General features: G+C 42.3%; 28 protein-coding genes, 1 other RNA gene and 1 riboswitch. Of the genes, 3 read left to right on the forward strand and 26 right to left on the reverse strand.

Going from position 1 to position 25,503, the window contains the following annotated elements; translation table 11 throughout:
* Window positions 1-63: 63 nt before the first annotated feature.
* The 8 genes from DFR63_RS10950 to DFR63_RS10985 all read right to left on the reverse strand — a co-directional run bounded on the left by DFR63_RS10950 (window position 64) and on the right by DFR63_RS10985 (window position 7,889).
* Entirely contained in the window at window positions 64-1,485 is a 1,422-nt protein-coding gene (locus tag DFR63_RS10950; protein WP_115885985.1) for a YfcC family protein, read from the reverse strand.
* 150 nt (window positions 1,486-1,635) lie between these two features.
* Window positions 1,636-3,033 (reverse strand): Fe-S cluster assembly protein SufB, encoded by a 1,398-nt coding sequence (sufB, locus tag DFR63_RS10955; protein WP_115885986.1) that lies wholly within the window; start codon window positions 3,031-3,033, stop codon window positions 1,636-1,638.
* Between the two features lie 19 nt (window positions 3,034-3,052).
* Entirely contained in the window at window positions 3,053-3,493 is a 441-nt protein-coding gene (sufU, locus tag DFR63_RS10960) for a Fe-S cluster assembly sulfur transfer protein SufU (RefSeq protein ID WP_115885987.1), read from the reverse strand.
* Window positions 3,483-4,709, reverse strand: coding sequence for an aminotransferase class V-fold PLP-dependent enzyme (locus DFR63_RS10965; RefSeq protein ID WP_115885988.1), 1,227 nt, complete (start codon window positions 4,707-4,709; stop codon window positions 3,483-3,485). The genes sufU and DFR63_RS10965 overlap by 11 nt, the downstream gene beginning before the upstream one ends.
* A 20-nt stretch (window positions 4,710-4,729) precedes the next feature.
* Complete coding sequence (gene sufD / locus DFR63_RS10970; RefSeq protein ID WP_115885989.1) at window positions 4,730-6,043, reverse strand: Fe-S cluster assembly protein SufD; 1,314 nt, start codon at window positions 6,041-6,043, stop codon at window positions 4,730-4,732.
* A 15-nt stretch (window positions 6,044-6,058) separates the two neighbouring features.
* Entirely contained in the window at window positions 6,059-6,841 is a 783-nt protein-coding gene (gene sufC, locus DFR63_RS10975) for a Fe-S cluster assembly ATPase SufC (protein WP_115885990.1), read from the reverse strand.
* A gap of 225 nt (window positions 6,842-7,066) precedes the next feature.
* The gene (locus DFR63_RS10980; protein ID WP_115885991.1) at window positions 7,067-7,411 is read right to left on the reverse strand and encodes a DUF4870 domain-containing protein; all 345 of its coding nucleotides are present in this window, start codon (window positions 7,409-7,411) and stop codon (window positions 7,067-7,069) included.
* Between the two features lie 121 nt (window positions 7,412-7,532).
* Window positions 7,533-7,889, reverse strand: coding sequence for a DUF4870 domain-containing protein (locus DFR63_RS10985; RefSeq protein ID WP_115885992.1), 357 nt, complete (start codon window positions 7,887-7,889; stop codon window positions 7,533-7,535).
* A gap of 157 nt (window positions 7,890-8,046) precedes the next feature.
* Between DFR63_RS10985 and cyoE the strand changes: the two genes are divergently transcribed.
* On the forward strand, window positions 8,047-8,952 hold the full coding sequence (gene cyoE, locus DFR63_RS10990; protein ID WP_115885993.1) for a heme o synthase: 906 nt from the start codon (window positions 8,047-8,049) through the stop codon (window positions 8,950-8,952).
* Between the two features lie 128 nt (window positions 8,953-9,080).
* Here the strand turns inward: cyoE and DFR63_RS10995 are convergent, their stop codons facing one another.
* The 8 genes from DFR63_RS10995 to aroD all read right to left on the reverse strand — a co-directional run bounded on the left by DFR63_RS10995 (window position 9,081) and on the right by aroD (window position 14,390).
* Window positions 9,081-9,911, reverse strand: a complete 831-nt coding sequence (locus DFR63_RS10995) for a MetQ/NlpA family ABC transporter substrate-binding protein (protein ID WP_115885994.1) — start codon at window positions 9,909-9,911, stop codon at window positions 9,081-9,083.
* 37 nt (window positions 9,912-9,948) lie between these two features.
* A complete protein-coding gene (locus DFR63_RS11000) occupies window positions 9,949-10,641 on the reverse strand; it encodes a methionine ABC transporter permease (RefSeq protein WP_115885995.1) in 693 nt (230 codons plus the stop codon).
* Window positions 10,638-11,660: a methionine ABC transporter ATP-binding protein gene (locus DFR63_RS11005; protein ID WP_115885996.1), complete on the reverse strand. Its 1,023-nt coding sequence runs from the start codon at window positions 11,658-11,660 to the stop codon at window positions 10,638-10,640. The genes DFR63_RS11000 and DFR63_RS11005 overlap by 4 nt, the downstream gene beginning before the upstream one ends.
* Before the next feature lie 84 nt (window positions 11,661-11,744).
* A riboswitch (SAM riboswitch) is annotated at window positions 11,745-11,843 on the reverse strand.
* A 41-nt stretch (window positions 11,844-11,884) separates the two neighbouring features.
* On the reverse strand, window positions 11,885-12,199 hold the full coding sequence (locus tag DFR63_RS11010) for a thioredoxin family protein (RefSeq protein ID WP_162842347.1): 315 nt from the start codon (window positions 12,197-12,199) through the stop codon (window positions 11,885-11,887).
* Window positions 12,150-12,557, reverse strand: coding sequence for a toprim domain-containing protein (locus DFR63_RS11015; RefSeq protein ID WP_115885998.1), 408 nt, complete (start codon window positions 12,555-12,557; stop codon window positions 12,150-12,152). Before DFR63_RS11015 ends, DFR63_RS11010 begins: the two co-directional genes overlap by 50 nt.
* Before the next feature lie 96 nt (window positions 12,558-12,653).
* A complete protein-coding gene (gene gcvH, locus DFR63_RS11020) occupies window positions 12,654-13,034 on the reverse strand; it encodes a glycine cleavage system protein GcvH (protein ID WP_115885999.1) in 381 nt (126 codons plus the stop codon).
* Between the two features lie 66 nt (window positions 13,035-13,100).
* On the reverse strand, window positions 13,101-13,457 hold the full coding sequence (locus DFR63_RS11025; RefSeq protein ID WP_115886000.1) for a Spx/MgsR family RNA polymerase-binding regulatory protein: 357 nt from the start codon (window positions 13,455-13,457) through the stop codon (window positions 13,101-13,103).
* Window positions 13,458-13,673: 216 nt separating this feature from the next.
* Complete coding sequence (aroD, locus tag DFR63_RS11030; protein ID WP_115886001.1) at window positions 13,674-14,390, reverse strand: type I 3-dehydroquinate dehydratase; 717 nt, start codon at window positions 14,388-14,390, stop codon at window positions 13,674-13,676.
* A 94-nt stretch (window positions 14,391-14,484) separates the two neighbouring features.
* Here aroD and DFR63_RS11035 point away from each other — a divergent pair, with 94 nt between their 5' ends.
* A complete protein-coding gene (locus DFR63_RS11035; protein WP_115886002.1) occupies window positions 14,485-15,075 on the forward strand; it encodes a DUF4352 domain-containing protein in 591 nt (196 codons plus the stop codon).
* A 227-nt stretch (window positions 15,076-15,302) separates the two neighbouring features.
* Here DFR63_RS11035 and DFR63_RS11040 read toward each other — a convergent pair whose 3' ends face one another.
* The 7 genes from DFR63_RS11040 to secG form a co-directional block, all read right to left on the reverse strand.
* Window positions 15,303-15,710, reverse strand: coding sequence for an organic hydroperoxide resistance protein (locus tag DFR63_RS11040; protein WP_115886003.1), 408 nt, complete (start codon window positions 15,708-15,710; stop codon window positions 15,303-15,305).
* Between the two features lie 124 nt (window positions 15,711-15,834).
* Window positions 15,835-16,044, reverse strand: a complete 210-nt coding sequence (locus DFR63_RS11045) for a CsbD family protein (RefSeq protein ID WP_115886004.1) — start codon at window positions 16,042-16,044, stop codon at window positions 15,835-15,837.
* Window positions 16,045-16,164: 120 nt separating this feature from the next.
* Window positions 16,165-16,527, reverse strand: a transfer-messenger RNA (tmRNA) gene (gene ssrA, locus DFR63_RS11050).
* Between the two features lie 70 nt (window positions 16,528-16,597).
* Window positions 16,598-17,068: an SsrA-binding protein SmpB gene (smpB, locus tag DFR63_RS11055; protein WP_115886005.1), complete on the reverse strand. Its 471-nt coding sequence runs from the start codon at window positions 17,066-17,068 to the stop codon at window positions 16,598-16,600.
* Window positions 17,069-17,074: 6 nt separating this feature from the next.
* A complete protein-coding gene (gene rnr / locus DFR63_RS11060) occupies window positions 17,075-19,375 on the reverse strand; it encodes a ribonuclease R (protein WP_115886006.1) in 2,301 nt (766 codons plus the stop codon).
* Window positions 19,376-19,396: 21 nt separating this feature from the next.
* A complete protein-coding gene (locus tag DFR63_RS11065) occupies window positions 19,397-20,146 on the reverse strand; it encodes an alpha/beta hydrolase (RefSeq protein ID WP_115886007.1) in 750 nt (249 codons plus the stop codon).
* 129 nt (window positions 20,147-20,275) lie between these two features.
* Window positions 20,276-20,506 (reverse strand): preprotein translocase subunit SecG, encoded by a 231-nt coding sequence (gene secG / locus DFR63_RS11070; protein ID WP_115886008.1) that lies wholly within the window; start codon window positions 20,504-20,506, stop codon window positions 20,276-20,278.
* A 197-nt stretch (window positions 20,507-20,703) separates the two neighbouring features.
* Here secG and DFR63_RS11075 point away from each other — a divergent pair, with 197 nt between their 5' ends.
* Window positions 20,704-21,606: a nuclease-related domain-containing protein gene (locus DFR63_RS11075; protein WP_115886009.1), complete on the forward strand. Its 903-nt coding sequence runs from the start codon at window positions 20,704-20,706 to the stop codon at window positions 21,604-21,606.
* A gap of 284 nt (window positions 21,607-21,890) precedes the next feature.
* On the opposite strand, the gene eno is transcribed toward DFR63_RS11075, so the two are convergent.
* Genes eno through tpiA form a run of 3 tightly spaced genes read right to left on the reverse strand, consistent with a single transcriptional unit; the run spans window position 21,891 to window position 25,498 of the window.
* Window positions 21,891-23,189 (reverse strand): phosphopyruvate hydratase, encoded by a 1,299-nt coding sequence (eno, locus tag DFR63_RS11085; RefSeq protein WP_115886011.1) that lies wholly within the window; start codon window positions 23,187-23,189, stop codon window positions 21,891-21,893.
* A gap of 36 nt (window positions 23,190-23,225) precedes the next feature.
* A complete protein-coding gene (gene gpmI / locus DFR63_RS11090; protein WP_115886012.1) occupies window positions 23,226-24,746 on the reverse strand; it encodes a 2,3-bisphosphoglycerate-independent phosphoglycerate mutase in 1,521 nt (506 codons plus the stop codon).
* Window positions 24,743-25,498, reverse strand: coding sequence for a triose-phosphate isomerase (tpiA, locus tag DFR63_RS11095; protein ID WP_115886013.1), 756 nt, complete (start codon window positions 25,496-25,498; stop codon window positions 24,743-24,745). Before tpiA ends, gpmI begins: the two co-directional genes overlap by 4 nt.
* Between the last annotated feature and the right edge of the window lie 5 nt (window positions 25,499-25,503).

The following is a 25,503-nucleotide window of genomic DNA, read 5'->3' on the forward strand; positions in this document are numbered from 1 at the left end:
GTCAGAATAATCAGTCTTAAGTATTATAAAAAAGATGGACAGCAGACGCTGCCCATTCATGTTTTACTGTAAGTTAATCAGCGTTGCAATCACCAGTGCAATTGCCGCTATGATTAACCATATAATAATTAATTTCCAGACGAATTTAACCCATTTTATATAGGGAATACCTGCGACAGCAAGAACGCCCATCAGTGAAGCCGAGGTCGGTATAATACTGTTAGTTATAGCATCTCCATATTGATAGGCGAGTACAGCCACCTGTCTTGAAATTCCCTGGAGATCGGAAATAGGTACCATAATCGGCATCGTCGTCATCGCCTGACCGGAACCCGACGGAATAAAGAAGTTAATAATTACCTGGACCCCGAGCATACCGATTGCCGTCAGGGCAGTCGGTACATTATCAAGCACCGCACTCAGACTGTAAATAATTGTATCAATAATCAATCCCGATTCCAGCACGACAAGTATCGCTCTTGCAAAGCCGACAATAATCGCTCCGTAAACAACAATTTTCATACCGTCAATAAATGCATCAAATACAGTATTCAATTTTAGACCGCCGACAAAACCGATAATGATGCCGACGATAAAGAAGTTCGCTGCCAGTTCCGTTAAGAACCATCCATGAACAAAAATACCGTAAACGTTTATTGCGATCGTCAGGGCAAATAAAACTATAATGACGATGTGCCGTTTTCTAAGTTCGGTCAAGACAAGCGCATCTTCCGTGAAATTGAGCTGGCCTGTTTGGCTTTCTTCATAAACCAGACTGCTTTTTGGATTTTTCTTAACTTTTTTAGCATAAGACATAACAAATAAAATGCCAATCAGCAACACTACAAAATAAACTGCCAGTCTGAAAGCCCATCCTGAAAATATCGGCAGTTCTGCAATTCCGTGAGCAATACCGACTGTGAATGGGTTAAACATCCCGCCGATAAAGCCCGCAGCCGCACCGAGTGTTACCATGGCTGTTCCGACCAGAGCATCGTAGCCGAGCGCAACTGACAGCATAATACCGATCGGCACAAAGATAATTGCCTCTTCCGACATTCCTGTAGTAAAACCAAGTATAGAAAAAACCGTCATAATTATCGGAATTACTAGCAGTTCATTTTTTTGAACATTGTTCATCACTTTTTGAATAATTGCTTCCAGTGCACCGGTTTTACGAATCACTCCGAATGCACCTCCGATAAGGAATATGTAGAAAATAATATCTGCTGCTTCATTTAACCCTGTCGGAATAGCCATAATCAGATCCATAAACGATACAGGATTTTGTTCAACAGAATGGAAACTGCCTCCGATTACTTCAACTCTGTCCTCCACTTCCACGCGTTCGTACTCACCGGCTGGAATTATGTAGCTGAGTGCTGCTCCTAAAATAACGATGAACAGGAGTATCGCATATGTATGCGGAAACTTCTGACTAATGTCTTTTGAACTTTTTCCTTTTGTCTTTGTATCTTCTCCCATGTAATCCCCCCTGAATTATATTTATACCAATACCCTATAAAATACTATCTACACTTTTTTTCTGAATTTTTTAAATAATACTGTAAAAAATAAAATAACACAAAAAACCGCCGCAAATTAATGCGGCGGCTGACAATATTTTTAAATCTATTAACCGATTGAACCTTCCATCTCGAAGGAAATTAAGCGGTTCATTTCTACTGCATATTCCATTGGCAGTTCTTTTGTAAACGGTTCGATGAAGCCCATTACGATCATTTCTGTCGCTTCCTCTTCACCAAGTCCGCGGCTCATCAGATAGAATAACTGCTCTTCTGACACTTTCGAAACTTTTGCTTCGTGCTCAAGAGAGATGTTATCATTTAAAATTTCGTTGTACGGAATAGTATCCGAAGTAGATTCATTATCCATAATCAGCGTATCACACTCGATGTTTGAACGTGCACCGTGTGCTTTCCGTCCGAAGTGAACCTGACCGCGGTAAGAAACTTTACCGCCGCCTTTAGCAATTGATTTAGAAACAATTGTAGAAGATGTGTTTGGCGCAAGGTGAATCATTTTCGCACCAGCATCCTGCAATTGTCCTTTACCTGCTAAAGCGATAGATAATGTCATACCGCGTGAACCTTCACCTTTAAGGAAAATTGACGGGTATTTCATTGTAATCTTAGAACCGATGTTGCCGTCAACCCATTCCATAGTTCCGTTTTCATCAACGAAAGTACGTTTTGTAACCAGGTTATATACGTTGTTTGCCCAGTTCTGGATTGTCGTGTAACGGCAGTATGCATCGCGTTTAACGATGATTTCAACTACTGCAGAGTGCAGTGAGTTTGTCGTATAAGTCGGTGCTGTACAACCTTCAACATAATGAACACTTGAGCCTTCATCACAGATGATTAAAGTACGCTCAAACTGACCCATGTTTTCAGAGTTGATACGGAAGTATGCCTGTAATGGTGTATCAAGCTTAACTCCCGGAGGGCAGTAGATAAATGATCCGCCCGACCATACAGCCGAGTTTAGTGCTGAGAATTTATTATCTGAAAACGGAACAACTGTACCGAAATATTCTTTGAATAATTCTTCGTTCTCTTTTAATGCGGAGTCAGTATCTTTAAAGATAACACCTTTATCTTCAAGATCTTTCTCCATGTTGTGATAAACAACTTCAGATTCATACTGAGCAGAAACCCCTGCTAAGTACTTCTGTTCAGCTTCAGGAATACCTAATTTGTCAAACGTACGTTTAATTTCATCAGGTACTTCATCCCATGAACGTTCAGTCTGTTCAGACGGTTTTACATAATACGTAATTTCATCGAAATCAAGTTCCGATAAATCTCCGCCCCATAAAGGCATTGGTCTGTCATAGAAGTGCTGCAGAGACTTGAGACGGTAGTCCAGCATCCACTGCGGCTCTTCTTTCATTTTAGATATTTCACGGACGATTTCTTCAGTTAATCCTCTGTCAGAACGGAAAATAGAAACGTCCTTATCGTGGAAACCATATTTGTAATCGCCAATATCCGGTGCTTGCTTAACCATATATGATCGCTCCTCAATACTAATTTTTATCGGATTCTTTAAACCCTTTTTCCAGTGCTTTCCAAGTGAGTGTTGCACATTTAATACGTGCAGGGAATTGACTTACTCCCTGCAGCGCTTCAATGTCGCCCATATCGTCAGTAATATGGTAGTCCTCACCAAGCATCATATTCGAAAACTCAGCAGCCATTTCTAACGCTTTGTCTGCAGGCTGATTCATAATAGCTTCTGTCATCATAGATGCGCTGGACATGGAAATTGAGCAGCCTTCTCCTTGGAACTTAACATCTTTAATGATGCCCTCTTCAACGTTCAATGTGAGCTGAATCTCATCACCGCAAGTCGGGTTATTCATTTCAACTGTCATCGAACCATCTTCAATTACACCCTTATTCCGGGGATTTTTGTAGTGGTCCATAATAACTGAGCGATACAGCTGATTCAGGTTGTTAAAATTCATACGAGAAAAACTCCTTCGTTTTTTCCAGACTTTCAATAAACTGGTCGATTTCTTCAATCGTGTTGTATATATAAAAACTTGCTCTTGCTGTCGACGATGCCTTGCACCATTTCATCAGCGGCTGAGCGCAGTGATGACCGGCGCGAACAGCAATTCCTTCTGAGTCCAGCGCAGTTGCGAGGTCGTGAGGGTGTATGCCTTTAAGATTGAAAGTGATAAGTCCTGCACGGTCGTCCTTGCCGGGACCATATATTTCAATTCCTTCGATTGCAGACATTTTGTCATAGGCATAGCGAACAAGCTCTTTCTCATGCTGATAAATATTATCGAGGCCGAGCTCGGTAATATAATCGATTGCTGCATTTAAACCGACAGCTTCGGCAATCATCGGAGTTCCCGCTTCAAACTTCACAGGAAGATCCGTCCATGTCGATTCGGTTTTATAAACATAATCGATCATATCTCCACCGTATTCAATCGGCTCCATTTTATCAAGCAACTCAGCTTTGCCGTATAAAATACCGATACCTGTCGGTCCGAGCATTTTGTGTCCGCTGAATGCGTAGAAGTCGACGTCCAAGTCCTGCACGTCAACTGCCATATGAGGTACAGCCTGTGCACCGTCAACAGAAATATACGCATTGTGAGCATGGGCTATTTCAGCAATCGGCTTAATATCATTAATCGTGCCGAGTACATTTGATACATGTGTAATCGCAACGATTTTTGTTTTGTCGCTCATCGCTTTTTTCACACTTTCAAGCGCTATCGTTCCGTCTTCTTCCAGGGGAATAAAGACAAGTTCCGCACCTTTTCGCTTGGCAAGCTGCTGCCAGGGGACGATGTTAGCGTGGTGTTCCATTTCGTTAACGACGATTTCATCGCCTTCTTCAATAACCAAATCGCCGAAGCTGCGGGCAACCAAATTAATTGCCGCCGTAGTTCCGCGCGTATAAACGATTTCTTCAAAGCGTTTTGCATTGATAAAACTGCGTACTTTCATACGCGCTTTTTCATACGCATCTGTCGCTTTCGTTCCGAGTGTATGCACACCGCGGTGAACGTTTGAGTTATACTCTCTGTAATAATCGTTCATAGCCTCGATTACTTTTAATGGTGTCTGACTCGTTGCTGATGTATCTAGATATATGAGGTCTTTTCCGTTTACCTGTTCACCAAGTATCGGGAAATCCTGACGGATTTTTTGTATATCCATTCGTCAGAGCCCTCCCTTCCTTAAGATAGTACCTTAAGCTCGATAATCTCTTTGAGTTGTTTTCTGACAGATTCGATAGGCAATGCTTTAACTACCGGATCTAAGAAACCATGAATTACAAGACGTTCTGCTTCTTTCTTCGCGATACCCCGGCTCATCAGGTAGAAGAGCTGCAGATCATCAACACGGCCGACTGAAGCTGCGTGCCCTGCTGTAACGTCGTCTTCGTCAATAAGAAGAATCGGGTTAGCATCACCGCGCGCTTTTTCACTCAGCATCAGAATACGTGATTCCTGCTGTGCGTCAGCTCTTGTGGCACCATGCTTAATGTAGCCGATCCCATTAAAGATACTAGTAGCGCTGTCTTTCATAACACCGTGCTTAAGAATGTGAGCGTTTGAATCTTTACCGTAATGAATAATCTGCGTAGTGAAATTCGCTTTCGTTTCACCGCGGCCTACAGTTACAATCTTAAGATCTGATTCAGAACGGTCTCCGTTCAGATAAGTTGTGTTGTCGTAAATGATATTTGAATCGTTCATCAGCCCTAAAGCCCAGTCGATATTTGCATCATCTGCTGCAACACCGCGTCTGTTAACATAACCAGTCATTTCTTTCGGCAGGAAATCTACAGAGCCGTAAGTGATTTTAGAGTTATTTAACGCGATAACTTCTGAGACGATATTAATTTTTTCAGTTGACGCTTCAAGGTTGGTAAAGTAGTTCTCAACGTAAGTTACTTCAGAACCTTCATCTGCAACAATCAGAACGTGGTTGAATAATGAAGCATCTTTGTCGTCGTGGAGTACTACCATCTGAATCGGGTCTTCAATGTGAACATCTTTAGGCACATAAATGAAAATACCGCCGTTTAATAATGCAGCGTGATATGCCGTTAGTTTGTTCTCATCAATTTTAACGCCTTCAGTCATAAAGTACTTCTCAAGAAGTTCAGGATGATTATTTGCTGCGTCGATGATGTTTTCAGCAATAACACCTTTTGCTTTCAGTTTTTCATCTAAACGAAGGTAAGCTGGTGTGTTGTTGTGCTGTACATATATATTTTTACTGTTATCCAGGTCAATTAATCCTTTAACAGCTTCCGGCAGTTCGTCAAGAGAGTTGTAAGTACTGCTCTCAACAACTGGTGAAGTTACGTTAAAGAAATCCCATTTGTCTACCTTAGTCTTGTCAGGTTTAATCATGTCAAGACTATCAAATTGTTCTACTGCTTCTTTTCTTTTACCGAGCAGGAACTCAGATTCGCCTCTGTTATTTGCAGTGGCAATAATCTCTTCCTTGTTCAGTTCGAATGCATTTAATTCAGTAGCCATAGTGATCCTCCCGTCTTATTTGTCTTCAGTGACAGTTTCGTCGTCAATGCCAAGTTCTTCTTTAATCCAGTCGTAACCTTCAGACTCAAGGCGTTCAGCAAGTTCTTTCCCGCCTGATTTAACTACTTTACCTCTCATCATTACGTGAACAACGTCAGGTGTAATGTAGTTAAGTAAACGCTGGTAGTGAGTGATGATTAAAGAACCGAATTCCTGGCCGCGAAGCTTGTTGATACCTTCAGATACAACTCTTAAAGCATCGATGTCAAGACCGGAGTCAATCTCATCTAAAATACCGAATTTAGGCTCGAGCATCATTAACTGAAGAATTTCGTTACGTTTCTTCTCTCCGCCTGAGAATCCTTCGTTAAGGTAACGTGTAGCCATATCCGGATCCATTTCAAGGTATTCCATGTTTTTATCTAATTTCTTAATGAACTGCATTAAGTTAATCTCGTCGCCCTCTTCACGCTGTGCATTAATTGCAGAACGAAGGAAGTCAGAGTTAGTTACACCAGAGATTTCTGATGGATACTGCATACCGAGGAATAAACCAGCTTTAGCACGCTCGTCTACTTCCATTTCAAGAATGTTTTCACCGTCAAGAAGAACTTCACCTTCTGTAACGTCATAACTCGGGTGACCCATGATAGCTTGCGCAAGTGTAGACTTACCAGTACCATTTGGTCCCATTACAGCGTGGATTTCACCCTGCTTAAGTGTTAAATCAACACCCTTTAATATTTCTTTACCGTCTATTTCAACGTGTAGATTCTTAATTTCTAAAACAGATGCCATGTCTAATCCTCCAATTGAAATTTAAGATTTTCTAATACTCTTATAGTTTATAATAATTCTAATCTATAGTCAAAGTACCAGACTCCTTGCAACACCTATATATTATACCCCAAAAAGCGCGCAGTTTAAAGGGTTCAGCTTCTTAATATGAGTCTTGTCATTAAAAAAATAAAAACACTTCTAAATGACTATTCTATCATTTAGAAGTATTTTATCTACTTTTGTCTATTTGAAAATATCGATTGTAAACGGCGGTTTATAGACCTCTCCATTAACAGCTTTAACGATTCCGATAATCGCAAATACGTAAAATGCAATCGTTACTATCGGACCGAGTACAAGTCCAATCAGAATGATTGATGTCAGCCATGCAGCAAACATGTAAATTGTATATGATAATCCGAAATTTGCAACGTGACGGAGTGCATCAGATGTAAGCGGATCATCATCTTTTTTCAGAGCCCAGATTATAAGCGGTCCAACTACTGCTGTAAAAAGTGACACGATATAAGAAACTAAAACCAGTGTGCTGTCAAAACCGGTATTCGGTGAATTATTAAAGTCATTCATATTAGTTCCTCCCGTCCATCTTATAGTTAAAATACACTTTAATTTTACCATTACTCATGATTCTGTGCAATTTATCAGACAGTAAAAAACCAGACAGCTTCTGCTGCCTGGCAAAGGGGTTTTACTTTATAAAATCAATCGTAAACGGCGCTTTGTAAATTTCGCCGTCCGATGATTTAACAATCCCGATAATAATAAATATATAAAATGCGACGGTAATAATCGGTGTCAGTATATAACCGATGAGTATTATCGCCGTTAAGCCTGCAATAATTAAATAAATTGTATAGGAAATACCGAAGTTCACTAAATTTCGCAAAGCAACTTCCGTTGCAGGATCATCATCTTTTTTAATTACCCAGACAATTAACGGACCGATAACGGCGGTAAAAAACATTAACACATAGGTGATAATAACCAGTGTTTTGTCAAAACCGTTATGGACTGTATTACTGTAGGACCGTTCATTATTTTCCATTAAAGCTCTCCTCCTCCGGTTAATTTTATTTATACCCTGTACTATGACTGCAGAAACATCTTTTCGTTCACATAATTTATCTATTCCCGCATTTCGCGAATAAGTCTGTACTGATATAATATACTGTATTGATTATAACACTTGTGAGGGAATTTTTTTGAATACACATAATACTTCAACACACAGTTCGTCAAAATTTATAAATTTGCTGATCGATATAAAATACTTATTAAAAGGTAAGGTCCTCGCTGCCAATGTACTGCCCGTATTTACAGCTTACTGGCTCGCTTTGTACTTTAACGGCGAAAACTTTACCGATCACTGGGTGCTTTTTATTTTAACGATGGCCGGCAGCACCCTCGTTATTTCCGGTGCACTGATGTTCAATAACTGGTTTGAATACGATCTTGATAAAAAAATGGACCGTACTCAGCAGCGTCCGACCGTTACCGGCTCTTTTCCTTTAAAAGGTGTACTGATTGCTGCGGTCGCAACGACAGTAATCGGACTGGCTCTCATGCTGATAACAACAATAGAAGCAGCAGTATATTCATTTTTAGGCTGGTTCTTCTACGTCGTCCTGTATACATTCTGGTCGAAACGCCGGTACACAATTAATACGATAATAGGCAGTATCTCCGGTGCATTTACACCGCTGATCGGCTGGGCTGTAATTGCCCCCGCTGCTCATGTTGTCCCGATTGCCTTATTCTACATATTAATTATATGGCAAATTCCGCATACGCTGGCTATCGCTGTTAAACGCCTCGCTGACTATACAAGAGCCGGCGTGCCGATGCTTCCGGTCGTTATCGGAGTCGATGCGACGATCAGACAAAACCTGTATTATGTTATCGCCCTCGTGCCTGTGCCGTTTATCCTGCTTGGAACATTCGGCTGGATATTCTTTACCGTCTCGCTGATTCTGACTTTAGGATGGATTTTCCTGTCTGTGAAAGGATTGCAGACTGATAATAAAGAGCGCTGGGCAAATATTAATTTAAAATATTCACTGATATATCTAATCATCTTATTTATATTGATGATTGTGCTGACGATATAAAACAAGCCTGAAATGGCTGATTGAGACTGGTCATTTCAGGTTTGTTTTTTAAAGTCATTTTAGATAGACAGTTCTTTTCGTCGAAATCAAAAAAGCACTCACAGAGGAGTGCTTTTAAAAAATCTCTGCTATTCAGCTGGAATAATAGTGCCGTCGTATTCTTCTTCAATGAACTGAACCATTTCTTCCGATTGCAATACTTCGATTAATCTTTGCAGTTCCGGACGTTCTTCATCGCCTGTTCTTACAGCGATAAGGTTAGCGTATGGCGAGTCTCCTTCCTCTACAGCAATTGAATCGTCAACCGGGCTTAAGCCCCCGTCGATCGCGAAGTTCGCGTTGATAATTACTGCAGGCGCCTCGTTATTTTCGTACATGCTTACCAGCAGCTCAGGTGCTGTATTGTTATCGAACTCAAAATTGTGCGGGTTTTCTGTTATATCATCAAATGTCGCATCCTGGATTTCGATGCCTTCTTCGATTTCAACCAGACCTGCATTTACGAAGAATGACAGGAAACGTCCTTCTTCAGCAGGGTTATTCGACACTAAAATTGTCGACCCGTCAGGAATATCTTCCAGTGAATCATAATCGTTTGAATATACTGCCATTGGCTCTATATGTACGTTGCCGATGCTTGTTAAATCATAACCGTGCGATTCAGTTTCACCATCCAAGTAAGGTGTATGCTGGAAGAAATTAGCATCCACTTCTTCATCAGCAAGCAATCTGTTAGGCGTAGTGTAGTCGTTAACGATTTCCACGTTAACTGTGATATCTTCTTCAGCTAAAATATCAGCTGCTCTTTCTAAAATTTCAGCGTGCGGTGCAGGTGATGCCGCAACTGAGATTTCAGTCGGCTCTCCTTCAGCACTTTCTTCTGAGTCAGAACCGTTACCGCAGGCTGCTAAAACTAATACGAGTGCAAACAGAGTGACAATACCAAAAATCTTCTTCATGTAATAGCCTCTTTTCATTATAGTTTTTATTGTTAGATCAGCGTTTATCGACTGCTTTAGACAGAGTATCTCCAATAATCTGGATGATAAAAACGATGATCAGGATTACTACAGTTGCAACGAGTGTGACATCCGGCTGGTTTCTTGTGAAGCCGACCATATAGGCGAGGTTACCAAGACCTCCCGCACCGATAACTCCGGCGATTGCAGTAGAGCCGACAAGCATAATTGATGTCACTGTGATACCGGAAATGAGAGCAGGCAGCGATTCCGGAATCAACACTTTCCAAATGATAGTCCACGCGTTCGCTCCCATCGATTCAGCCGCTTCAATAACACCCTTGTCGATTTCCTTCAGACCGATTTCAACGAGACGGGCAAAGAAGGGCGCTGCACCGATAATCAGTGCAGGAAGCGCACCATTTGAACCCATTACCGTTCCCATAATTGCTTTTGTGAAGGGCATAATTAAAATAATTAAAATGATAAACGGTATTGCTCTGAAGAGGTTAACAATAAATGATGTTGCGCCGTAAACCGGTTTTGACACACCGTTATGACTTTTATTCGATAAGAATAAAATAATACCGAGTATCAGCCCGATCAGGAAGGCCAGTGCAGTTGCTATCACGGTCATATAAATTGTTTCGTAAGTCGCTTCTAAAACTGCATCCCATTTCACGTTTTCGAAGGCGAACATTTCTTTAAATGCTGTCAGAAATTCATTCATTTACTTTCAACCTCCAGCGTGACATCGTGTTTTTTAAACTCTGCAGTAATTTGTTCCAGTGTTTCCTGATTAATATCTAGGGCGATATAAAGATGACCGTATGATTCCTGATTCGTCTGCTTAATATTTCCTGACAGGATATTTACATCAAGACCGTAATTCCGGATAACTTGAGAGACAATCGGCGATTTTGTGCGGGTGCCGACAAATGTCAGCTTAACGATAGTTGAAGTCGGGAAAGCTTCTTTTATTTCTTCCATGGCTACTGCGTGGTCGTCATCCGAAATATCATCCTTAACGAAACGTTTCGTTACATTTGACTGGGGATTCTGGAACAGTTCGATAACCGCCCCCACTTCCACTACTTTACCGTTTTCCATGACAGCTGCCCGGTCGCATATTTTTCTGATAACATGCATTTCGTGCGTAATCAGCACGATGGTCAAGTTCATCTTTTTCGTAATATCGACGAGCAGGTCAAGCACTTCATCTGTCGTTTCAGGATCCAGAGCACTGGTTGCTTCATCGCACAGCAGAACCTGTGGTTCATTCGACAGCGCTCTCGCAATGCCGACGCGCTGTTTCTGGCCGCCGGACAGCTCACTCGGGTAGTTGTTTTCGCGGCCTTCCAGACCAACCAGCCTTATCAGTTCCGAAACACGCAGCTGCCGTTCTTTTTTAGGTACACCTGCGATTTCCAGCGAAAAGCTGATATTTTCAGCGACAGTCCGTGACCAGAGCAGGTTAAAATGCTGAAATATCATCGATACTTTTTGACGTTTTTGCCGCAGTTCTTTCATCGTCATGCCGCTGATTTCATCACCGGTTACTGTAACAGTCCCTTCCGTCGGCTGCTCCAGTCCGTTCAAAAGACGAATCAGCGTGGATTTGCCGGCGCCCGAGTAGCCGATAACTCCAAAAATTTCACCTTTCTTCACATTCAGACCGACATGATCTACTGCCGTTATATTTTGATTTTTAGTTTTAAATATTTTAGTCACATTACTAATATCTATCATTATATATAAATCCCTTCCCTTTCCAGGAGAACAATTAAAAAAACCTACTCCAAAAATGAGTAGGCTTTTAAACGTTCATTACGCCTCTCATCTGAGGATATTAATCCAGTGATTTGGCACCTTGTCACGATGACGGTTGCCGTGGCTTCTAAGGGCACATCCCTCCACCACTCTTGATAAGAGTTAATATTTGATTGAAATTCATATTATCAGACTATTCTTTCTTAGTCAATCAGAAATTTTTCCAGAACCTCGTTTAAGTAAGTAACAGATTGAAATGCGTAGACTTCCCTGACGAGTTTGCCGTTTTTAAACAGCAGCAGTGCCGGCGCAGAACGAATCTGATATTTATCTATCAGTGTTTTATAAAAATTTAAGTTGATGCGTTCATAGCTGATTTCTCTTGCAGCAGCCGCGACGCTGAGCATCGTTTCTGAGATATCGCATGTTTTGCACATCGTTGCATAGCCAAAAATAATATAATGCTCTCTATCCTGTATATTCTTTAATATATTTTCCGTTGAGATTGTTTCCTTCACGATAAAACTTACCTTTCATTATTAAGCTCGTATCTACATAAAAACCGTGTCTGAGCAAGAGGTTTGCAAGGTAGTCATGCGGACAGCGTCCTACTTCCCCGAATTTGGGATCTATATAAATATGCGTACTTTCACTAAGATGTTTTTTAAACCATTTACGAATTTTTCTTCCTTCCTTATCCGCGTCGGATAAAATGAATATTTGAGAATCGCCAAGCTGATCAATAATCTCATCCAGTTTTGAAATACCCATCGTCCCGAAGGTGCAAATTATCTGTACAGGTTCCACCAGCACTTCTTCCAATCTGCGCTTATCCGTTTTCCCCTCAACAATGAGTACTTTATCAGAAAGATTCATCCGTATCACCCTTAGTTAAATTTTTAATATAAATTCACTTTAAGCAATAAATATAGGTTTTAAAAAAACTCCGGACAAAAGTCCAGAGCTAAGTTATTATTTCTCGATTACTGCCTGGTAACCAGCAGCATCAAGAAGGTTATCTAATTCGCTTTCATCTGAAAGTTCAACTTTCAGCATCCAAGCACCTTCGTATGGATTTTCGTTAACAAGCTCCGGACTGTCCTCAAGCTCTTCGTTAACAGCAACTATAGAACCGGAAACCGGTGCATATAATTCAGAAACAGTTTTCACTGATTCCACGCTGCCGAAAGAATCACCTGTAGAGATATCGTCGCCTTCTTCTGGAAGTTCGACAAATACGATATCTCCAAGTTCAGACTGTGCAAAGTCAGTAATACCGATTGTTACAGTATTTCCTTCAACTTTAATCCACTCATGATCTTCGCTGTACTTTAAATCTTGTGGTAATGACACGCTAAAACCTCCCTTTTAACTTATCATACTTATTGTTGCACAATTGCCGTACTTTAGGCAAGTGAATTAATTCAATAATGCATTTTTATAAGTTTCTTCTTTAAAACCTAATAACACATCATCATCAAGTACAACCATCGGCCGCTTAATCAGCATGCCGTCACTTGCGAGCAGTTCCAGCTTCTCTTCTTCACTCAGATCTTGAAGACGTTCTTTTAATCCGAGCTCTTTAAATTTAGTGCCCCGCTTGTTAAAAAAGTCATCAATTGAATGCGACGATTTGTCGAGGATACCTTTCAGCGTATCTTTAGCCGGTACTTGCTTAACCATATCAATTTCAGTAAACTCCAGATTATTATCTGCTAAAAACTTTTTGCCCTTGCGGCAGGTCGTGCATTTAGGGTATTCGTAAAATGTAATCATTTTTATCCTCCCGAATAAGAAATTATTCTTACACTTATAATACCCCAGATAAAGTAAATTAGACATATGCAAAAACGAAAAAAGTCCGAAACCTCAGGGGAAGGTTTCGGACAAAGGGGCTGGGGAGAAGAGTTAAGTTTTCATATCCTCTGGTTCCCATTTTATCAGCTGGGTATTATTCTTTCGTTAACCTGCTGTAAAGATTGCTTAATATTTTTATCTGGTAAATATTTCACGCAAGTGTGTTACATGAATCTGTCCCGGAGCCGCATCCCTTGATACAAAGCCGTAGGTGAATGCCGAAGCCGCTTCTCCCTCTGCCGTACGCGTGTCTTTTCCGAGTTCTCCCATAGAGATTCCAATTATTCTGTCTCCGTACTTTTGTTTAGCACTTTTCACAGCTCCAGTGACTTTGTCCACATCCTTCATTTCATGAGGGAAGTAAGCAACTTTGTATAAATCTCCGCCGAGCGTGTGCATTTTATTAATAATCGATAAAATTTCCTCACTAGACGGTGTACGCTTAAAATCGTGATGACTCATCAGGCATTTCACATTATTGTCACGTGCCGTTTTGGAGACAGATTCGATAATTTTATCGCCGGACTGAACTTCGATATCAATATAGTCAATATCCATTGTCTGGCAGACAGCGTTTAAGAGCGCTTCGTACTCAACTGTTGTTTTTGAACCGCTGCCGCCCTCTTTCGCTGTGCGGTATGTATAAATAATTTCTTTTTTCAGCGGTTTAAAAGAATCTATGATATATCTGACTTTTTTGCCGTGATCCTCGCGGTTTAACGCATCGAAAACATCTCCGCGTATTTCCACGATATCAAAAGCGTCTATATTCTCTTTCGCTTTTTGAATTTCTTCTTTAATTTCGTCATCATTATGACCTGATAAAGTGACGACAATCTTCGTTGTATTCATGAATTTTCCCCTTTGTGCATTCTGAATGCGATTGATAGCTATTTCAATCTAATGGTATCATAAAACCATTATAGTATCCCGGGGGTTAAAGTAAATGAAAAAAAATAAACTGCTGGCTTTGATGGCATTCTCAGCCATGCTGTTTGCGGCATGCAATGATAATACTGATAAAGAAAATACAGGCACAGCTGAATCTTCAGAGACTGCAGCTCTTGAAGAGGATAAAGGTCTTTTTGACAGCGAAGAGGAAAATGAAATTGAAATCGATGAAGTTGATGAAGAAGCAGTCGAATCAGCAAAATCAGAGAACGATAATTATCAGCTGGGTGAACCCGTTGAAATCGGCGGCATTACTGTAACAATTAATGATGCCGTTATGACAGACGAGCGCAACGATACGAATATTATCGATGTCAGCGGCGTACTCGTTCTGGACATTACATATGAAAACGGCACAGACCAGACATTCCCGGCAAGACGCGATATTACGCTTGAAGCGGACGGTGAACTCGCACACAGCTACGAACTCGACAGCATCTTTCCTGCCGACCTTGCTCCAGGTGAAAGTATAACCGGCCAAATGTCCTACGGCCTAGTATCCGCACCTGAAAATATGGTTGCTGTATTTGAACCCTTGATGAATTCAGAAGGTAAGACTGCGATTTTTGATATAGTGGCTGAATAATTTTAGGTTTTGCTGGGTGGCGCGTGCCCCCGTGGATAAATTCATCACTCTTTGACTGACTAAACTCACTACCCGGTCAATGAACCAAACTCTTTGACTGACTAAACTCACTACCCGGTCAATGAACGACATAAGATTCCTAAAATCACTATAAAAAATCCAGCATCATCTTTACACCAATAAAAAAAGAGCCCGCACGGGGCTCTGGTTTTATCTTCTATAAATTATTACACTACTTCTACTGATAAATCCACGTCGATGTTACCGCGTGTTGCTTTAGAGTAAGGGCAGAAATCGTGTGCCTGCTCTAAATATTTTTCAGCGTCTTCCTGAGACATGTTTTTAACTTTAGCTTTAATATCTACACCAAGTTTAACACCTTCGCCATCTTCTTCAAGGCGTACTGTTAAAGTAACTTCCGGCTCTGCATCACGCACACCGCCTTTTTTAATCATTAAATCAAAGGCACCGTTAAAGCAGGAAGCATATCCCGCAGCGAATAACTGTTCAGGGTTAACACCCTCGCCATCCTGATCCGGCGGAATTACCGGTGAATCAATCGCTTTGTCTTCTGTTGCCACGTGACCTTTGCGGCCCCCTGTGTTTACTGCACTGATTTCATATTTAACTGCCATTATAACTGCCTCCTAATTTTTTAATTACAATTCAATCTTACTAATGAATTGAACTTATATCCAAACATAACATTTATTCACAAAAATGAAGCCGCAATAAATACAGCCTCATTTTCGCTCTTATTTATTTTTTAAATTTTTCTGATACTTTGTCTGACGCTTTGTCGATAGAGTCATGAGCTTTGTCCGATGCTTTATCTACATACTCTTTTGCTTTACCGGCATTCTTCTCGTTCTTGCCTTCTTTTTCTTTATCTTTGTCTCCGGTAGCGTTGCCGATTGTTTCTTTTGCATTACCTTTTAATTGTTCTAATTTGCTGTCTTTTTCCGCCATTTAAAAACACTCCTTAATTAATTAAATAGTATTTTTGTACAGTTAATGTATTCCCCCTCAAATAAATGCTAAACATTTATACAAAAAAATACCCAATCCTTCACCAGGATTGGGTATTCAATATGGAGACGGCGGGAGTTGAACCCGCGTCCAGAGACCTCGCAGCATTTCTTTCTACGTGTGTAGTTCATTATTAAGTTTCACATGAATGATGGCAATGAACGAACCTCATTCCATGCTAGTCCGATTAATCTCTTCCATTTAGTCTTCCGACCGCAGACTAAAGGGCGTATCCTATTATAGTTGAATCATCGTCACGGGCCATAGGCGAGCTCATGGGATGATGCAGAGCGCTCTTAGGCAGCTACTGCGAAATTGTTTTGTTTGCCAGTTATTATAAACTGAGTATCGTTGATGACGAAGCCGAAACCTCCGACACGCTTAAAATGCCCGAATAGCCCCTGTCGAATCCGGAACGCCCCCGGATTATTTAATATTACGGCTGATTTGCCGAGCACTTATTATTATAACACGATAAAAACCCGTTGACAAATTAACGGAACTGCTCCTTCATTGCACGGTCAATCTCGCGTTTCATCTGTTTTTTCTTCAGATCCTGGCGTTTATCGTATTTCTTCTTACCTGTCGCAATACCTAAAAGCACTTTGCACATGCCATTTTTAATATACAGTTTAAGCGGAATAATTGCATTCCCCGGCTCCTGCATATGCCCTCTAAGCTTATTAATTTCTTTACGGTGCAGGAGCAGCTTGCGCGTACGGAGAGGCTCGTGGTTAAAACGGTTCCCCTCTTCATACGGCGCAATGTGCATATTATAAACGTACATTTCATTCTTATAGACCCGCGCATACGAGTCTTTTAAGTTCGCCGACCCGCGGCGGATCGATTTAATTTCAGTACCCCTAAGCACAAGCCCCGCTTCAATCGTGTCATCGATAGAATAATCATGACCCGCTTTGCGGTTTTGTGCCAGCGGTCTCGTTTTCTGGTTGCTTTTACTCATAAGCCTCTACTTCTTTCCTTTGCCTTTTTTCGCCACTGATTTATAGAAAGGTTTTTTCTTGCCGCCCTTTGAGAAGCTTCCTTTCTTTTCACGTGAGCGTGTCTTTTCTTTTTTATTTTCTGACCTGCCTTTAATTTCCACCGGTGTTTGTCTTCTTTCCGGACGTTTTTTATCAGGCATGCCGACCACTTTAAAATCAATCAGGCGCTCTTCGAGATTAACACCGATTACTTCGATTTCAACCTTGTCGCCGATACGGAACATGGTGCCGGTACGTTCGCCGAGCATAGCCATAGCGCGTTCGTTGAAGTTGTAATGATCATCAGTCATATTGCTGACGTGCACCAGGCCTTCAATAGTGTTCGGCAGTTCAACAAACATACCGAAATTCATAACGCCTGATACTACACCTTCGAATGTTTCTCCGACATGCTTCATCATGAATTCCGCTTTCTTCAGATCATCCGTGTCGCGCTCTGCATCCTGGGCGCGCCGCTCTCTTTCTGAAGTATGCTTCGCAATCTCAGGCAGCTCGCTCTTGTTGCGGCGGATAGTCTTCGCATCGGTTTTTCCTTTAAAGAGATACTCGCGTATCAGACGGTGAACGATTAAGTCAGGGTAACGGCGGATCGGTGACGTAAAGTGAGTGTAGAACTCCGTCGCCAGTCCAAAGTGGCCGAGCGATTCAGGTGAATATTTCGCCTGCTGCATCGAACGCAGCATCAGCGTGGAAATCACCATTTCTTCAGGACGGTCTTTAACTTCTTCAATAATTTCCTGTAAAGCATGCGGGTGAATCTGATTGCCTTTACCTTTAACAACGACACCAAAACCTGTCAGGAAGTCGAAGAATTTACTCAGCTTCTCTTCTTTCGGTTCTTCGTGAATACGGTACATAAACGGCACGTCCATCCAGTGGAAGTGCTCTGCGACTGCTTCGTTGGCCGCCAGCATGAATTCCTCAATCATTTTTTCGCCCGTTCCGCGGTTTCTAAGAACGATATCTTCCGGTGTGCCGTCTTCACCGACAACAACAGCCGCTTCGGCAAAATCAAAATCAATTGCCCCGCGTTTTTCGCGTTTCGCACGCAATCTCGCTGCAAGTTCCTCAGCATCGAGCAGAGGCTGATAAACTTCTTTGAACTCATTAATGACGCTCTCATCTTTATCTTCCAGCATTAAGTTTACGTTGCCGTAAGTCATGCGGTAGTCCGAGTTAATAACACTTTCGAAAATTTCGTGGCCCACGGCTTTACCGCCCGGTGTAAATTCCATGCGGCAGCTCAGTGTCAGCCGGTCGACATTTGGATTCAGCGAACAGATACCGTTCGATAAACGGTGCGGTATCATTGGAATCACCCGGTCAACCAGATAAACACTTGTGCCTCTGTGATATGCTTCTTTATCGATTGCAGAGTTCTCTGTTACATAGTGGCTGACGTCGGCAATGCTGACCGTCAGTTCAAAATTGCCGTTATCCAGTTTTTTCACGCTGACAGCATCGTCCAGATCTTTCGCATCGGCGCCGTCAATCGTAATTGTAAACTCGTCGCGAAGATCGACTCTCTCCTTCGTATCAGCCTGATCGATTTCATCAGGCACTGATTCCGCCTGCTCAAGCACTTCATCAGGGAAATCGATGTCGATGCCATGCTGGTAAATAATCGACAGAATGTCGACACCGGGGTCATTTTTATGTCCTAAGATCTGAATTACGTGGCCTTCGGGATTGCCCTGGTCGGGATTGTCCGGGAATTTGGTTATTTCAACGAGCACTTTGTGTCCGTCAATAGCCCCTAAGTTGTTATCTCTCAGAATAAATATATCCGTTTTGAATGTTTTCGAGTCAGGTACAACGAAGCCGTAATTAACATTTGCACTGTACTCCCCGACTAATTTTGTTACGCCGCGCTCGATAATACTAATTACGTGACCTTCTGTCTTGTCGCCTCGCGTACTGGTCTCGACTTCTGCCAGCACAGTGTCACCGTCAAGCGCACCGTTTACAGCGTTCGGCGGAATAAAAATATCTTCGATATCTTCTTCTTCGGGACGCAGAAATCCAAAACCGCGTTTGTGCATCGATAATGTACCTTTTACTCTGTTGGAGTCAGGCACCTTCATATATTTATCTTTTTTCGTGCGGTATAATTTACCGGATTCTTCAAGAGAGACTAAAGTTTTCACCATATCTTTGAATTCATCCGAATCATCCGCTCCAAAAGATTCTTTAAAATCATCTATTGTCATCGGTTTGTAGTCATCTTTACTTACAATGGCTAATATTTCTTCTTTAAAGTCTCTCATTGTAATCCTCCATATCTGTTATTAATACTGCTGTTCGTGCTGCTCAATAAAATTGTATATATCTTCAAATAATTCTTCCTTGCTCTCATCTATAGTCAGTACATGGCCGCCTTTATCGTACCATTTAATTTCTTTTTCATCAGTCCCGGCGCCATTGTATATTACCTTGGCACTCTCCGGATCAATCACTTTATCGTGAGTTGCCTGAGCGACAAAAAGCGGGACATTAACATCTTCTAAATTCCCTTTTACCAGATTTATAAACGTGCTGATATCATCAAAAGTTCCGGTCATCTCCAGATTTTTTGTTTCTTTTTCTATCTGCTCCGGCGTTTTATTTTCAAACATCTTCAAATATTTTTCTGCATACGCGATAAACTGCCCGTACAGTGTTTCCGCGTCCTTCATGTACATTGGGCTGCAGATTGTCCCGACACCTGTTACATCGCGCTCAGCTGCAAGGCGCAGCGCAATCACTCCGCCAATCGACACACCGGCAACGAAAATATTGCTGCAGCCTTCACTCCTTAAAAAATCGTAAGCTTCGACTGCCTGCTTATACCATACAAAGGGAGAAGACTGAGTAATTTTCTCCGGATGTTCCGCATGGCCTTCATAGTTTATCGAGTAGGAAGTGAGACCTTTTTTCTGCAGATAACGGCCGAGCTGTCTTACATCGGATGTGTTCCCCGTAAAACCATGGAGCAGCAGAACCGCCCTGTCTCCGCTCGCTTCTTTAAAGTAAAATTTTTCAGGTAGTTTAATATTCATGAAGTCACCTCAAAATAGTGTTACTTTTATTGTACGCTAAATGTCCGGGATACTAAAGAATCATCGTTCCAAACATAAAAAAAGAGCCAAAATCCGGGATTAATCGGATTCGGCTCACCTTTTAACGTATTAACCTAAGTATGTCAGTAACAGCATAATCATAAAGAACAAGATTGCTAAAATTACAGTTGCTCTATGTAAAATTAAGTCCATACCGCGCGCTTTCTGCTTGCCGAACATCTGCTCGGCACCGCCGCCGATTGCTCCTGACAGACCGGCACTTTTTCCGGATTGTAGTAACACTACAGCGATAAGCGATATACACACGATGATTAACAGAACGATGAGTAGTGTCTGCATGAAGATACCCCTCCGATTTATATTAACAGTATAAATAGTACCAAAAATTTACTGTATGTGCAATGTAAACGAAGGTTTTGTAATGTAGTTGTTACATTGGAGGCATCGTTCTATTTGTTGAAATCTGTAAATGTTCTGCTGCATTTTTTAAATTTTTGCTGTTTGGAGATAATTTACTTTATCTTTATGTTATAGATATGCGTACAATCCCTTTAAAACTTAAACAATTGCAAATTCTGACTAGACGTACTCCGCTCGATGAAACCGAAGAAAAAGAAAAGGAGAAATTGACCCGCGGCTGGCAGGGCGAGCTCGGATTCGATAAACTGCTCGATACTGCCGTGCGGGGCAAGGAAATTTATCACTTGAAAGATTATCGTTTTAAAATTGATTCCGGTACCGAAACATTAAAAGTAGCCAGCGGCATGAGTGAAGTGCAGATCGATAACGTGCTGATTGCTGGCGACCGTGTTTATACTTTCGAGGTTAAAAATTTTGGTTTCGATTTGATTTACGGAACGAAGTCATGGTTCTTTGAAAGCGGCCGCGAATATAAGGACTTGAGTATGCAGGTGAACCGCCAGCGCACTTCGCTTGATTTTCTGATTCGTAATGGCGGTTTTAATTACGATATTACTTCACACCTCGTGTTTGTGAACCCTTCACAGACAATCTATAACATGCCTAATTTGGAAAATCTGCTTGTGCCCACTAATACGCACCGGCGGCTTGCTAAAATTTGTCAGCCCAATCGTTATGACCATGGCAATATCGCTGACTACCTCAACAGCCGCCGGCTCCTGAAATCAATGTACGATCTCCCGGCGAATGTTGAATTTGACGAGCTCCGCACTGGCGTATTTTGTTACCAGTGCGATTCGGTTGCGGAGCTCGTGCGTGTTAATTCATACAAGTACTGTTGTCATTCATGCACTAAAGAGTTTACTACTTTCGAAATAGTATCGATACTAATTGATGAATTAAAAACTATCAATGAAGCGTGGGAAATATCTCCTGCAAGAATTTCTGCTTTCAGCGGAGGTGCTGTCAGCAGTTCCACAGTTCGCAGATATAAACGCGACCGTCGACTCTTATTTTGATAAATACTCAACATACAAAAATTGCGTTTCTGTGATAAATTCCTCTTTTTATTAATCCTCTATACACTTTCCTTAGTGGATGTGCAAGGTCAGCGTTTTTCTCGCTCACCTTGCTCATCCACGCAGTAATTATGTGCAAGGTCAGCGTTTTTTCACGCACCTTGCTCATCCGCGCATCATTTATGTGCAAGGTCAGCGTTTTTTGGCACACCTTGCTCATCCACATCGTCAATTAACCCCTCTCAAAATAACAAAAACCCCTCTCAAGAGGGGTTTTCATCAAATTATTTATTCAAATTATAAAATGATGCGAGGCCTTTGTAAGTGCCTGTCTCATATAATTCATCTTCGATGCGGAGCAGCTGATTGTATTTAGCAACGCGGTCCGTGCGTGACGGTGCGCCTGTTTTAATCTGTCCGGCATTTGTCGCAACAGCAATATCGGCAATTGTCGTGTCTTCTGTTTCACCTGAACGGTGTGAGATGACTGCTGTGTAGCCTGCGCGCTGGGCAACTTCAATCGCTTCGAAAGTTTCTGTCAGCGTACCAATTTGATTTACTTTAACTAAGATTGAGTTTGCAACGCCTTGTTCAATCCCCTGGACTAATTTTTCAGTGTTCGTTACGAACAGGTCATCACCGACTAACTGAACTTTATCGCCGATTTTGTCTGTAAGAAGTTTCGTGCCTGACCAGTCGTTTTCATCCAGACCGTCTTCTATTGAGATAATTGGATACTTCTCAACCATGTCGCCGTACCAGTTAACAAGTTCTTCCGACGAATAAGTTTTACCTTCGCCTTTCAGCTCGTAGTTACCCGTATCTTTATTGAAGAATTCGCTTGAAGCTGCATCCATGGCAAGAACGATATCTGAACCGAGTTCGTAGCCGGCAGCTGCTACCGCTTCGCCGATTACTTCCAGTGCTTCCTCGTTTGATTTCAGGTTTGGAGCAAATCCGCCTTCGTCACCGACTGCGGTGCTGTAGCCTTTTGCTGATAAAACTTTCGCAAGCTGGTGGAAAATTTCTGTCCCCATGCGGAGGGCCTCTTTAAAAGTAGGTGCGCCTACAGGCATAATCATAAATTCCTGAATGTCGATACTGTTGTCTGCATGCTCACCGCCGTTAATAATATTCATCATCGGCACTGGCAGCTGCACAGCGTTAAATCCGCCTAAGTATTTATATAAAGGCTGGCCGAGAAGATCCGCGGCTGCTTTCGCTACGGCAATCGATACACCTAAAATAGCATTAGCGCCTAATTTTTCTTTGTTTTTCGTTCCGTCTAACTGAATAAGCATTTTATCGATTGAGACCTGCTCAAGGACAGTGAATTCTCCATCGATTAATTCGGGTGCAATTACAGCATTAACATTTTCTACTGCCTGTTCTACACCTTTGCCTAAGAAGCGTGATGAATCACCATCACGAAGTTCTACCGCTTCGTGTTCTCCTGTAGAAGCGCCTGAAGGAACGAGTGCCCGACCGAAAGCGCCGCTTTCTGTCAGCACTTCAACTTCAATCGTCGGGTTTCCTCGAGAGTCTAAAACTTCACGTGCATATACATCTGTAATTAATGGCATGTCATCCTACTCCTTTATTAGTTAAGTTCGAATTTATTATAACGTATTTTTAATTAAAAGGCTCTTACCTGTCATATCTTCAGGCTGATTAAGATTCATTAAATCAAGCATAGTGGGTGCTAAGTCTGATAAACGCCCGTTTTCACGCAGCAAGACCGATTTGTCTGTCACAATGACGGGCACCGGATTGACCGTATGCGCGGTCATCGGTTCTCCTGCAGGTGTCACGACCTCATCTGCGTTCCCGTGGTCTGCAGTAATTACCGCGGTCCCTCCCAAGCTAATAATTTTATCGACTACTTTACCGAGACATTTGTCGACCGCTTCCAGCGCTTTGACCGTCGGTTCAAGCATGCCGCTGTGGCCGACCATGTCCGGGTTCGCAAAGTTTAAAATTACCATATCCAGCGGTTCGTCGAGAGCGCGGAGCAGCTGATCCGTCACTTCATAAGCACTCATTTCCGGCTGCAGGTCGTATGTCCCCACTTTCGGTGAATTGACTAAAATACGCGATTCACCTTTGAATTCTTCGTGGCGTCCACCGTTCATAAAGTATGTCACATGCGGATATTTTTCTGTTTCCGCAATGCGCAGCTGCGTTTTTCCTGAAGCTGATACAACTTCGCCAAGTGTATTAACCAGGTCCACTTTATCGAAAACAACATCTGCCTGTACTGCTTCGCTGTATTTTGTAAATGTAACGAACTTCAGATTATCAATTGTTCCGCCGCGGTCAAAGCCCTTAAATTCCGGCGCAGTGAATGCTTCCGAGAGCTGGGCTGCGCGGTCCGGTCTGAAGTTAATAAATATAACGGCATCGTCTTCACCGATAGCGTTCCCTTCATTAACGATAAACGGCTCGACGAATTCATCAAACACCTCGGCAGAATAACTTTCCTCTACTCCGTGGGACGCAGTCGGAAAAATCTTGCCTCTGCCGTGCACGAGTGCATCATAGGCCAGCTGTTCCCGTTCCCAGCGCTGGTCGCGGTCCATCGCATAGTAGCGCCCGCTGATCGTTGAGAACTGGCCGATTCCGATTTCATTGAACTGTCGCTCTGTTTCTTCTATGTAAGTCAAGGCCGAGGCTTTACTCACGTCGCGCCCGTCTAAAAATCCGTGGACGAATACATCGGCAAGGCCGTTGATTTTTGCCATTTTCAACACTTCAAACAAGTGTCCGTAATGCGAGTGCACGCCGCCATCGCTTAAAAGTCCCATAATATGCAGTTTGCTGTTATGACTTTTGGCATGTTTCAGTGCACTTAAAAGCACTTCATTTTCATGAAAATCACTATCATTAATCGCTTTATTAATACGCGTTAAACTCTGATATACAACGCGCCCTGCACCGATATTTAAATGCCCGACTTCGGAGTTGCCCATCTGTCCTTCGGGCAAGCCCACATCAAGACCGCACGCTCTTAAACTTGCGTGCGGGAATTCATCTTTATATCTGTTAAAATTCGGCATATCTGCATGTGCAATCGCGTTGCCGAAAGTCTCATCGCGTTCTGCAAAACCGTCAAGAATAATTAAGGCAGCAGGTTTAGTCATTGGGCCGCTCCAGCAATCAGTGCTGTATAGTCTTCAGGCTTCAGTGAAGCACCGCCGACTAAGGCGCCGTCCACATCACTTTTTGACATCAGCTCTTCGATCGTTGCAGGTTTAACAGAACCGCCGTATAAAATACGCACGCGGTCTGCTGTGTTCTTATCATAAAGCTTTTCAACTTCGCTTCTGATCGAACGGCACATCGCATCAGCATCGTCGCTCGTTGCACTTTTTCCAGTGCCGATCGCCCAAATCGGTTCATAAGCGATAACGAGCCCGCCTGCTGATTCAGGTGAAATCCCTTCAAGCGCTGCTGTCACCTGTCCTGCAACTTTTGCTGTATACTGTCCGCTCTCGCGCTCTTCTTCAGTCTCACCGACACAGATAATCGGCGTCATGCCTGCTTCAAGTACAGCACGGGACTTTTTGTTTACGTCGTTGTCAGTCTCTCCGAACAGCTCGCGGCGTTCAGAATGTCCTGTGATAACGTAGTGCATTCCAAGTTCACGAAGCATAGGCGCGGAGATTTCCCCTGTAAAAGCACCGCTCTTTTCAAAGTACACATTTTGTGCACCGACTTTGATATCCGTCTCTTTAAATTTCCCGGCAAGTACCGGCAGGTCGATAAAGGGCGCACAAATAGCCGCTTCAACACCTTCTTTAAGATTATTTTTTAACAGTTCATCGGCAAAAGCTCCTGCTTGCTGAACTGTCATGTTCATTTTCCAATTACCCGCAATTAATGGTGTGCGCATATGAC

This window comes from Jeotgalicoccus halotolerans (assembly GCF_003387165.1).
GTDB classification, from domain to species: domain Bacteria; phylum Bacillota; class Bacilli; order Staphylococcales; family Salinicoccaceae; genus Jeotgalicoccus; species Jeotgalicoccus halotolerans.